Origin of the sequence: Paenibacillus salivarius (assembly GCF_051307165.1) — a bacterium.
GTDB lineage: Bacteria > Bacillota > Bacilli > Paenibacillales > Paenibacillaceae > Fontibacillus.
Genome location: NZ_CP195592.1, coordinates 220101 through 231153, shown reverse-complemented (window position 1 = coordinate 231153; position 11053 = coordinate 220101). Strand labels below are relative to the sequence as shown.

At 52.4% G+C, this 11053-nt stretch carries 8 protein-coding genes and 1 other RNA gene; 2 read left to right on the top strand and 7 right to left on the bottom strand.

Annotated elements, in window-relative coordinates:
* Nucleotides 1-486: 486 nt before the first annotated feature.
* Nucleotides 487-850: a transfer-messenger RNA gene (ssrA, locus tag ACSFXJ_RS01110) on the bottom strand.
* A 289-nt stretch (nt 851-1139) separates the two neighbouring features.
* Here ssrA and ACSFXJ_RS01105 point away from each other — a divergent pair.
* On the top strand, nt 1140-2183 hold the full coding sequence (locus tag ACSFXJ_RS01105; protein ID WP_435923399.1) for a DUF2167 domain-containing protein: 1044 nt from the start codon (nt 1140-1142) through the stop codon (nt 2181-2183).
* Nucleotides 2184-2255: 72 nt separating this feature from the next.
* Here ACSFXJ_RS01105 and smpB read toward each other — a convergent pair whose 3' ends face one another.
* From smpB to rnr, 3 genes are all read right to left on the bottom strand, one after another.
* Complete coding sequence (smpB, locus tag ACSFXJ_RS01100; RefSeq protein ID WP_435923398.1) at nt 2256-2735, bottom strand: SsrA-binding protein SmpB; 480 nt, start codon at nt 2733-2735, stop codon at nt 2256-2258.
* A 78-nt stretch (nt 2736-2813) separates the two neighbouring features.
* Nucleotides 2814-2906 carry an LPXTG cell wall anchor domain-containing protein gene (locus ACSFXJ_RS01095; RefSeq protein ID WP_435923397.1) on the bottom strand — a complete coding sequence of 31 codons (93 nt, stop codon included), beginning with the start codon at nt 2904-2906 and terminating at the stop codon, nt 2814-2816.
* A 790-nt stretch (nt 2907-3696) separates the two neighbouring features.
* Nucleotides 3697-6297 carry a ribonuclease R gene (gene rnr, locus ACSFXJ_RS01090; protein ID WP_435923396.1) on the bottom strand — a complete coding sequence of 867 codons (2601 nt, stop codon included), beginning with the start codon at nt 6295-6297 and terminating at the stop codon, nt 3697-3699.
* Between the two features lie 250 nt (nt 6298-6547).
* Between rnr and ACSFXJ_RS01085 the strand changes: the two genes are divergently transcribed.
* The gene (locus tag ACSFXJ_RS01085) at nt 6548-8047 is read left to right on the top strand and encodes a methyl-accepting chemotaxis protein (RefSeq protein ID WP_435923395.1); all 1500 of its coding nucleotides are present in this window, start codon (nt 6548-6550) and stop codon (nt 8045-8047) included.
* A gap of 39 nt (nt 8048-8086) precedes the next feature.
* Here the strand turns inward: ACSFXJ_RS01085 and ACSFXJ_RS01080 are convergent, their stop codons facing one another.
* The 3 genes from ACSFXJ_RS01080 to ACSFXJ_RS01070 all read right to left on the bottom strand — a co-directional run bounded on the left by ACSFXJ_RS01080 (nt 8087) and on the right by ACSFXJ_RS01070 (nt 10898).
* Nucleotides 8087-8656: a hypothetical protein gene (locus ACSFXJ_RS01080; protein WP_435923394.1), complete on the bottom strand. Its 570-nt coding sequence runs from the start codon at nt 8654-8656 to the stop codon at nt 8087-8089.
* Nucleotides 8657-8833: 177 nt separating this feature from the next.
* Entirely contained in the window at nt 8834-9067 is a 234-nt protein-coding gene (secG, locus tag ACSFXJ_RS01075) for a preprotein translocase subunit SecG (protein WP_435923393.1), read from the bottom strand.
* Nucleotides 9068-9209: 142 nt separating this feature from the next.
* Complete coding sequence (locus ACSFXJ_RS01070; RefSeq protein WP_435923392.1) at nt 9210-10898, bottom strand: glycoside hydrolase family 13 protein; 1689 nt, start codon at nt 10896-10898, stop codon at nt 9210-9212.
* Between the last annotated feature and the right edge of the window lie 155 nt (nt 10899-11053).

Below are 11053 nucleotides of genomic sequence, written 5' to 3'. Positions count from 1 at the left end.
GTTATAACCTAAATCATATGACCAGCTTCCAAAGTTTTTTTGAGTTTGGGGCGGAGCATTCCTCCGACTATTTCTTGAAGCTTATAAACTTTTTATACTCTTCCTCGCCCAAAATTACTTGTCCTGCTCTCTTTACGGAAAATTCAGTCACTCCCGTAGTTACTATTAGGTTTTCAATGTAAAATATTTACGTTTTACCATATCAGGAAAATTGACAACTGAAACTTGGAAAGGAAGTCTAGTTCTGTTAATTCATCTATCCGCTAGCAAGAAAGGCGCCTCTTTGCCGTTATTTAAATAACAAAAAAACATCCATATGAGGATGGTAATGGCGGGAAGGAGAACAGTAGCTTTTCAAAACCACAATCTGCCGTGTTGGTTTTACGTAGAAAAAGTAATTATGCACAAAGAACGCATCAGGCTTATCGTAAAGCCACATCTCCCTGAAATGCAAAATCCACAACCTCAATCGGTTGTGGATTTTAAGTATGGAGGCGAGGGGAGTCGAACCCCTGTCCGAAGGCAACGCCACATAGGCTTCTACGGGTGTAGTGACAGTTTTGATGTCACCCTAGAGACTCCCCGTCACCGGATTCCCTTCGGGTCAGCCTGATTGTCTTCTTCCGTCGACCCCAGGCGGAGACCGATCGGCGTATCCCACTAAAGTTGGGCCCTAGTCTCGGCACATGGGCGATGCAGAGGTAGAGCTAGCTCACAGGTTATTAAGCTGCGAAAGCTAAGTTGTTGTTTTGTTTGCCGTTTAATTGGCTTTAGCGTTGATGAAGCGGACGCGTCCCCACTACCCGCTACCCATGCTCGATCTACCCCCGTCGAATCCAAAAACGCCCCCTTATTAAAAAGGTGTTTCCGGTTAAACGGCTCGAGCATGAATGCTTGATCTTTCGTTTACATTCACAAGTATACCACAAGTCGCGAACGATTTGCTTGGTGAATCCCTGGCAGTCGTGCCAGCGGTAGAAATAATTGTAACAAGGTAAGAATGGAAATGCAAGTTTGCAGAAAAACAAGAAAAATATCGGGTTTTGTCATTTCCTTCCTTCATATTACAGAATTTTCGTGATAAGATCATACCATTCCAATTTTACATTTGGTATAAAACTGCAATTATGGAGGTAAGCATGAAAAACAGGTACAACAAGTCAAAAATGAAAAAGGTTCTGCTATCCGGTCTGCTTCTGACAAGCGTCCTCGCCCTGCCTTTCCAAGCAGCCGCGGAAGCCGTCACGCCGCAGCCCCAACTGAATTGGGTCGAGGGTTCCGGACAGCAAGTGCAGCTTTCGGACATTGCCGAATTGACGCTGCCGCAAAATTATTATTTCCTCGATAAGGACGATACGATTACGATGCTCGAAAGCATCCAGGACATCCCATCCTACCGTGAAATCGGATATGTCGAGCCTGGGGATGAGAACGCCTATTGGAGCGTTTACTTCGAGTACGATGAATCCGGCCACATCGAAGATAACGAAAAGTCGGATATCGATGCGAAAGAACTGCTCAAGAGCTACCAAAGAGGACAGGAAGAAGCGAACAAAGAGCTTCCCGAACAAAATCAGTTGTATGTGGACGGCTGGTTCAAAGAGCCTGCCTATGATGAGTCCATTCGCAGCCTGACTTGGGCATTGCTTCTGCATGATAACAACGGAGAGCAAATTATTAATTACAACACACGCATTCTGACGCGCGTCGGATACATATCGGCCATTCTCGTTTCCGATCCGGCACATTTGGAGGCAGACCGCACCCAGTTCGAGCAAGAGCTGCTCCCTTATGTTACGGTAACTTCGGGCAATACATACGCGGAATTCGATGCTTCCACCGATAAAAAATCCACTCTGGGCCTGACGGGCCTCATTTTGGGAGGAGCCGGCCTGGTTGCGGCCAAAAGAACGGGGTTGCTCGCCATCCTCTTACTCGTCTTGAAAAAGGCTTGGTTCGTGATTTTGCTGCCGTTTATCTGGATCGGCAAATTGTTCAAGAGAAAGAACAAAAATGCCCCTCAACAGGCGGATGCGAACGTCGGCAACGGCCCTGAAGCGCAAAACGCTCAGCCGATGAATGTGGATCACCACCCGGCTTCGGATGACCATGTGGACAATCGTTTCCAAACCAAATTCGAGGCGGAGAATGATCCGAATAAAAAACCGCCGACTTCGATGTAATTCACAAATCAATCGCATGACGCATCAAAAAAACCGGGAGCCGAATCGGCCATCCCGGTTTTTGCTTTATTGTTATCTGGCCACCTTCTGCTTCTCCCGAAGCACGCGTTGGATATCCCGCTGGGCATCGCGTTTGGCGGCGTCGGCGCGTTTGTCGTACTGCTTTTTCCCTTTGCCGAGGCCGAGAAGAAGCTTCGCATAGCCGTTCTTGATGTAAATTTTCAACGGAACGATAGAGTAGCCCTCCTGCTTGGACAAGCCGAGCAGTTTACTGATCTGGGCTTTGTGCAGCAGCAGCTTGCGCGTGCGAGTCGGATCGATCGGATTGAACCGGTTCCCCTGCTCGAACGGGCTGATGTGCATGTTATGGATGTGGATTTCCCCATTCCGGATCGTCGCAAAAGCGTCCCCGATGTTCGCCCGTCCATTCCGAAGCGATTTGATCTCGGTCCCGGTGAGCACCATGCCGGCCTCGTAGGTATCCTCGATGAAATAATCATGGGAAGCTTTTTTATTCTGGGCAAGCACCTTGCCGTCGGCTTTCTTCGCCATGTTCATCCTCCTCATCCCAAGCTTTTACCAGAGCTTAATTGTATCAACTCTCCGGGCCAAAATCAAGGAAAGCCCCCATTACAAGGGCAAATCCCGTTTCCGGAAAAAGACGACCGCCAGCCCGAACGACACCAGCCCGATCACCCCGAGAATCGTGAAGCTGAGCCCCAAGTTTGTGGTTCCGCGGATCTCTATTTCGAAAAAAATACTTCTATTTCCCCCGCTTATGCAGCCAATTTCAGTTGCTTTTTATGCGGTCAGCTCTCCAACAGAACGCCGCGCCAAAATAGCAGGAAATCCTCCCACTAATTTCAGCCACAGATCGCATCCGCCCCATTTAGCGGGGAATCCTCCCGTTAATTTAACCGTTTGAGCCACTAACCCACCATTTTCGCCGAAATAGAGGGACTTTTTCCCGCTAAATGACTCCCATCAAGCCAATTCGTCGGATTAGCTGGAGTTTTTCCTGTTAAAGTTATTGAGGCGAGTGATAAGTGTTGAAAAAGAGTCCATTCGCGAGATATACAGGGGCTTTTCCTGTGAAAGTTACTTCGGAGTGAATGATAAGTGTGGTGAAGGAGTCGATTTTGCTGGGATTAGCATGAATTCTCCTATATAAAGTTCCTTTGAAGTGAATGATAACTGTGGAGAAGGAGCCAATTCGCTGGGGTTAACAGGAGTTTTCCTGTAAAAGTCACTATGAGCGAATAAAAAGTGTGTTCCATAGGAGCTAATTGAGAGGTGTGTATGAAATTTCGACCTTAAAAGCCCAAAATGGCGCGAAAACGCCGATTCTGTACGAAAATTCATACAGAATCGGCCTATAAACCGATCAAAGGGCGTTTTGTGTATGATAATTCATACAGAATCCCTCATTTGCTACGGAATAACAAATTTCTGTATGATTTATCGTACACATTCAAAAAAGGCCAACCGGGTCACCCCCCGGTTGGCCTTATGCTTACTTCTTCTTCTTGCGCACGAACGCAGCCGTGCCGCTGCCTTTGCCCTTGCCGCCGCCGCGCTTCTTGCGCGGGGCCGGCGCGGCGCCCCCATCGGCGGGACTCGCCCCGCCGCCGATGAAAATCCCGCTCGCGGACGTCTTCTTCCGCCGCGAGCCCTTGCCGCTCCCGGGGTCGTAGCCCCCGGAGTCGCGGCTGTACCCGGCCGGGCCGGCGGAGCTATAGCCGCCCTTGCCGGAGCCAAAGCCGAAGCTCGGCGCCGCAGCAGCGCCTCCGCTTCCGCGCCCGCCCGCGCCGCGGCCGCCGCCCGACTCGCTTCGGCGCGGACCGCCGGCGGCACCTTTACCGCCGCCGGTGCCGCCACCGCCGCGCTTCCCGGCGCCGCCCCGGCCCGCTTTGCCGCCGCGCTCGAACGCGGCGCCACCGCCTCCGCTGCCGTTCCACCCGTCCCGGCGGCGCGGCTTCATGTCGACCAACTCGAAATCGATCGTATGGTCGTCCATGTTCACGCGGGCGACGCGGATCTTCACCTCGTCGCCGATCCGGAAGATCCGCGACGTGCGCTCGCCGATCAAGGCCATATGCTGCTCATGGAAGTGGTAATAATCGTCCGTCATCCCGCTGAGACGGATCAGGCCTTCCACCGTATTCTCCAGCTCGATGAACATGCCGAAGCTCGTCACGCTGCTGATGATGCCGGGGAATTCTTCCCCGACCTTGTCCAGCATGAACTCGGCCTTCTTCAGCTGCTCCGTATCGCGCTCCGCATCCACGGCGACCCGCTCCCGCTCGGACGATTGCTGCGCAATCTCCTGCATGCGGCTAGCCAGGTACTCCTGCCGTGCCTCCGTCAGCGTCCCGCCATTCTCGATCACCTCGCGGATCACCCGGTGGATCACCAGGTCCGGATAACGGCGGATCGGCGACGTGAAGTGCGTGTAGAACTCCGCCGCCAGCCCGAAATGCCCCGTGCTCTCGGCGTCGTACTTCGCCTGTCTCATCGAGCGCAGCATCATCGTGCTGATCACCGTCTGCTCCTTCGTGCCCTGAATATCCTCCAGCAGCGTCTGCAGCGCGCGCGGATGCACCTTGTTGCCTTTGCCGCCCTTGACGGCATACCCGAAATTGGCCACAAAAGCCATGAAGTTCATCAGCTTCTCCTGATCCGGGTCCTCATGAATCCGGTAGATGAACGGCACCTTGAGCCAGTGGAAATGCTCCGCGACCGTCTCGTTGGCCGCCAGCATGAATTCCTCGATGATCTGTTCCGCGATCGAGCGCTCCCGTTTGACGATATCGGTCGGCTTGCCGTTCTCGTCCACGATCACCTTCGATTCTTCGAAATCGAAGTCGACCGCCCCGCGCCGCATCCGTTTCGCGCGAAGCGCAAGCGCCAGCTCCTTCATCAGCCGGAACGTCTCCACGAGCCCGCTGTAACGCTCCGTCACTTCCGGATCCTCCTCCTGGAGGATTTTCCGCACATTCGTATACGTCATCCGCTCCGTCGTCCGAATCACGCTCGTAAAAATATCATGCTTCACGACCTTCATCTGGTCGTCGAATTCCATTTCGCAGGACAGCGTAAACCGGTCCACCTTCGGATTCAGCGAGCAAATGCCGTTGGACAACCGGTGCGGCAGCATCGGAATCACCCGATCCACGAGATATACGCTGCATCCGCGGTTATACGCTTCCTGGTCGAGCCTCGAGCCCTCGCGCACATAATATCCGACGTCCGCAATATGCACCCCGAGCCGGATATTTCCGTTCGGCAGGCGCTCCACGTTGACCGCGTCATCCAGATCCTTCGCGTCTTCCCCGTCGATCGTGACGATCACCTTATCCCGCAAATCCCGCCGCCCTTGCTGCGCGATTTCTTCCTCCGCGATCGTGTCCGGTGCGGCTTGGGCCTCGGCCATGACATCGTCCGGGAACCCTTCGGGCAGCTGATGCTTGCGGATGATCGACAAAATATCGACCCCCGGGTCATCCTTATGTCCGAGAATTTCGATGACCTCGCCCTGCGCGGCCGATCGCCCTTCGGGATAACTGACGATCCGGGCCACAACCTTTTCCCCGCTGACCGCCCCGCCGAATCCCTCCAACGGCACAAAAATATCCCGGTTAATCCGCTTATCGTCCGGAATGACGAACCCGTAAGTCTCGTGGTGCTCGAACACCCCGACCACCTGGGTTACCGCACGGGTGACGATCCGCACGACTTCGCCTTCAAGCTTGCCTCCCGCGATGCTTTTGGAATTGACCCGGACCAGCACGATATCCCCGTTCATCGCGCTTTTCAGATCGTTGGCGTGAATATACACATCCGGATGATCCCGGTCATCGGGAATCAGGAACGCAAACCCTTTGGCATGCGCCTGCAAACGCCCGCGCACCAAATCCATGCGCTCCGGCACCCCGTACCGGTTTGATCGCGTCAAAATAATCTGCCCCGACTGTTCCAACTGGTTGAGCAGCTTCAAAAATTCCTTAAACTCGGAGGCATCCCGAATTTCGAAATGCTCCTCGAGCTCCTGATAAGTCATCGGTTTATACGCCGTCTCCCGCATAAAAGCGAGCAGCTGTGCTTCTGTTATCATGTCTCACCTCGGCCGGCACTCCCGCCGGCATAAATTATTTGTGCGGCAATCATGCTTTTTTCCATGAATTACCCACTTGTATATACCCTAGTATACACGAAATCAACCGAACGCATCCGTTTCCTCCACGTAAGGCAATTTATGTTTTTATTTATGTTTTTATTGTGGCAACCCGGTGAACCCCTAAATTTTCCACCCGAATTTTCCGAAAAATAGATAGGAATACATACCTATCAGAAAAGGAGTACATATGGACAACTTAACCATCCTACAGCGACGGAACAAACTTTTCGTCAAAATCATCTGGATCATGGTCGCCTTGGGCGTCCTGACCGATCTGATGATCGGCGTCGAAACCGGCATGCTGGTGACCCTGATCGTCGTCGGCGGCGTCTGCTGCTCCATCGCCACCTATATGACGTATGCCGACAAAGGCACGCGCTACGTCATGTTCGTCATCCCAACCATCACCGCCGTGCTCACCTTTCTGCTGATCTACCAGGATCCCGAGCCCATCATCGGTACCTATCTTCTCGTTTACGTGAATATCGGTCTTATGACGCTCTATTCCAACTACAAACCGATCGTCTTTGCGGGCATACTCGGTCTGGTCATTACTACATACTTTTATTACACGCCTTTTTATCATGACAAAATGTTTGCCCGCGAACCACTGAGCTATCTGCTGCTGTTCCTGATTTTCACCACGGTCGCGATGGCCTTTGCCGCCCGGTTCAGCGAGAAGCTCCAAAAAACCGTACTCGAAAAACAAAAAGATACCGAAACCGCCAAACAACGGGGCGACGAAATTCTCTCCCGCCTGCAGTCTTCTTTGGAGGTTCTGAACCGCCTCAGCACCGACCTGCGGGAAAACGTCAATGTGACCGGGACGATCTCCAGAGAAATCACGACCACCTTCGGCAGCGTCTCCACCACGATGGAACAGCAAACGCTCGGCCTGCAGGAGACGACCAAATCCGTGCATTCCGTCGAAGAAATCGTCGGCGAAACCGCGGGCAGTTCCTCCACCCTGCAGCTGCTTTCCCAAGAAATGCTTCAAAACACGGATGCCGCAGGCACGCGCATGTCCTCTCTGTCCGAGCTAATCGGCAATCTGCAAAAAGTCATTACGGGAACCGTGAAGCAAATGCAGCAGCTCAGCGACCAGAACGAGCGGATCCGCGAGATCGTCGATACGATCCAGGGCATCTCGTCCCAGACGAACCTGCTGGCCATGAACGCGGCGATCGAAGCGGCGCATGCCGGCGAGCACGGCAAAGGTTTTGCCGTCGTCTCCACGGAAATCCGCAAACTGGCCGAAACCTCGCGCCAACAGGCGGAATTGATCAATAACATTTTGGCCGACGTGGTCGGCAAGATCAACGATGTCGCCGAGCAGATCACCGCAGGCCGTGATGCGATCGATATCGGCAAGGAAGAAGCCGAAGCGGCGAAAGCATACGTCACCAAAGTCGGGGAAAGCGCCCGCGATGTAAGCGAACAATCCGGCCAGGTCGACACGTCCGTGAGACAGCTCCAGGAAAACTACAAGCGGATCATGGCCGACATCCTGTCCGTCGCCGAAGGCACCGAGCATAATATGAGCGCCACGGAAGAGATTTTGGCGGGCATTGAAGCCCAGGACGGCAAAATCCGCGAAATCGTCCATCACTATGAGGAACTGGATAATCTGATTTTGAATCTCTCGAAATTGGCCGCGGAAACCCGCGAAGGCGATACGAAATCGTAAAAAATAAGGGTGCCCCTGAGGGCACCCTTTTTACTATCATTATGTATGAATCGCAACCATCGGCGAATGTTCTTTTTCCACTATAGCTTTAAACCAATCATATCGTTCCTTATTTTCATAAAAATCCGCCGCATGAATAATCGTAGGAATCACGTCTCCGCCTTTATAAAACACCCGCTCTCCCACCCGGGACATCGGAACGTGGAAGGAAATTCGGAGTGCCCGGAACAGCAGGGGTTCCAGCAGCGTCACGTAATGCCGAATGTGGTTCGTTTCCGCATACATGACGATCGTTGCCAGCAGACGGTCCAGATTTTTGCCGCGATGGTCTTTATGTACAGCCACTTTGTCCACCTCTGCAACAAGACCCGAGTCCGCCAAAAGCACCGGATGTTCGTGAAAAGGAGCAATCTCGTTCAAAAAGCTGTATTCCCTGGAGTACGGCTTCATCTCCACCGTGGCTACCGGCGTATCCGCTTCGTCAAAAACGAGGCATCTGTCCAGCACTTCCTCGGCCCACTCCAGTTCGAATCCTTTCTCCAACCACGCCTCCTTCCAAATCCCGTCAAAGATCATCTCTTCTTCGATCGTCTTCACCAGCTTGTACATATTTCTAGTCTCCTTTTCTCTCTATTGAGCAAAATGTACCATTTTACTGGGAGGAAATATTTCCCACATTAAAATTGTAATATTTCCTGGAGATGGAGACAATAGTCCTAATTTAGTAATTTAGCAACAAAAAAAGCCTCCGACTCCCGAAGGAGACGAAGGCTTCCGTAGATCGCTTTAGCTTTGGAAAACAGCGACGACAATGGCCAGAATAAAGAATCCTGCGGCCAATCCGACCGTAACCCGTTGAAGAACGAGCTCCATACCGCGTGCTTTCGACTTGCCGAAAAGATGTTCAGCACCCCCGGAGATGGAACCGGCAAGGCCAGCGCTCTTCCCTTCCTGCAGCAATACGACTGCAATCAAGCCGATAGAGAAAATAACGAGAAGCACTTCCAAAAAGATATTCATCCAATCCACCTCCTAAGTGTGAACACTTTAAAATCTATGTTCGCTATCAAATCATAAATGGTTACAAAAACAGCAATATCATTTTACCATAGCGGGCCAAGAATAACAACCGGCTATCCGCATGCCGCGCTTCCGGTGTACCTTACTTCACGCCTGTCAGTTTGTAAACCCGGGCTTCGTAAGGCCGCAAAGCGATTTGACGGAAATCCTCCGCCTTGCCTGAAGCCGCCGGTACTTCGTAATTACTGATCAGCAGTTCGTGCGAATCCCAGCCGATCTGCTCCTCCAGGCGGAACTCCGCAGGCTCCTCATAAAAATTCAAAATGACCAGCAACCGTTCATCGCCCAAAGCCCGCATATAAGCATAGACCTGTTCGTCTTTTTCGTGAAGCAGCTTGTAGTCGCCGTAAACGATAATATCGTGTTTTTTGCGCAGCTCAATCAGGGCTCTGTAATAATGGAATACCGAGTTCGGATCGTTCAGCGCCTGTTCGGCGTTAATTTCCCGGTAATTCGGGTTCACGGCAATCCACGGCGTCCCGGTCGTAAATCCGGCCTGCGGCCCCGCGTTCCATTGCATCGGCGTTCTGGCGTTATCGCGCCCTTTAGCATAGATCGATTCCATAATCTCTTCATGCTTGTGGCCCTTGCTTACATAATCCTTGTACATATTGAGCGATTCGATATCCTTGTACTCTTCGATCGTCTCAAAGCGGACATTGGTCATGCCGATTTCTTCGCCTTGATATATATATGGCGTCCCTTGAAGCGTATGCAGCAGCGTGGCGAGCATTTTGGCCGATTCATTATGATATTTGCCGTCATTCCCGAATCGGGACAACAGGCGCGGCTGATCGTGATTGTTCAAATAAATGCTGTTCCACGCTTTGCCGTGCAGCTTCGTCTGCCATTTGCTGACCATTTCCTTGAATTGCGTCAGCTTCCACGGCGTCACTTCCCATTTGCCCGTCGGACCCGAATCAATGCCCATCCATTCGAACTGGAACACCATATTCAGCTCGTTCCGGTCATTTCCGGTAAACAGCTCCGCATCCTCCGGCGTCACGTCGCAAGTTTCGCCAACCGTCATAATGTCGTATTTCGACAGCACTTCCCGGTTCATTTCCTGCAAAAACTCATGGACGCGCGGCCCGTTGATGAAGTGACCGTAGTCGCCATCCAGCTTCGTCGTCGTATCCGGCAGACCCGGCGCTTTGGAGATCAAATTGATCACGTCCATCCGGAAGCCGTCGATGCCTTTGTCCAGCCACCAGGTCATCAAGTCGTACACCTCTTGGCGAACCTTCGGGTTTTCCCAGTTCAGATCCGGTTGTTTTTCCGAGAAAATATGCAGGAAATACTCGTCCGTTTGCTCATCGTACTTCCAGGCCGGGCCGCTGAAGAAAGAACCCCAATCGTTCGGCTCCTTGCCGTCCTTGCCCGGCCGCCAGATGTAGTAATCCCGGTACGGATTGTCCTTGGACTTGCGGGACTCCACAAACCAGGCATGTTCGTCCGAGCTGTGATTGACCACCAGGTCCATAATCAGCTTCATCCCCCGGTCGTGCAGCCCGGCGAGCAGCTCCTCCCAGTCCGCCATCGTGCCGAACTCGTGCATAATCCCCCGGTAATTGCTGATATCGTACCCGTTATCGTCATTCGGAGACTCATACACCGGACACAGCCATACCACGTCGACGCCCAGCGTTTTCAAATAATCCAGCTTGGAAATGATCCCGCGCAAATCCCCGATCCCATCCCCATTGCTGTCCATAAAACTCCGCGGATAAATTTGATAAACGACGCTCTCTTTCCACCATTTTTTCTCCATTTGTCATTGCCTCCTCGATTTTGTCGTGCTTTGTCTTATTATCTCCTTGAATACCCTTTTTCCACGGCCTTGCCGCTCGGATGGCTTTCGTATCGCCATTCGGCATCATTTGGGAAATCGTCTGCTATTGTTCAGAGTCCCCGAATTGACGTCCT